Origin of the sequence: Opacimonas viscosa (genome assembly GCF_024199005.1) — a bacterium.
GTDB lineage: Bacteria > Pseudomonadota > Gammaproteobacteria > Enterobacterales > Alteromonadaceae > Opacimonas > Opacimonas viscosa.
This window is the reverse complement of the sequence record NZ_JANATA010000330.1, coordinates 1-236: the sequence shown is the minus strand read 5'-3', so window position 1 is coordinate 236 and position 236 is coordinate 1. Positions and strand designations below refer to the sequence as shown.

1 protein-coding gene is annotated in these 236 nt (G+C 42.8%); it reads left to right on the top strand.

Annotation, left to right across the window (positions count from 1 at the left end; genetic code table 11):
- On the top strand, window positions 1-236 hold a 236-nt coding region (locus NLF92_RS13805; protein ID WP_284700450.1), incomplete at both ends, for a histidine kinase dimerization/phospho-acceptor domain-containing protein.

The following is a 236-nucleotide window of genomic DNA, read 5'->3' as shown; positions in this document are numbered from 1 at the left end:
ACCAACTAATCATTGAAGGTTTTGATCATCTGTTTATACCTTACGCGCTAAGCTTAAAAGCGTCGCTCGATAAGCAAATTAGTAAATTAGAAGAGCTGGATAAAGCGAAAGATCAGTTTCTTGCCAGCATTTCTCACGAGCTACGTTCACCACTTAACTCCATTGTGGGGTGGACCGATTTAGCGCTTATGGATGTCGGCAATGTGGACAGAATGACAGATGCTCTTGGCGTGATA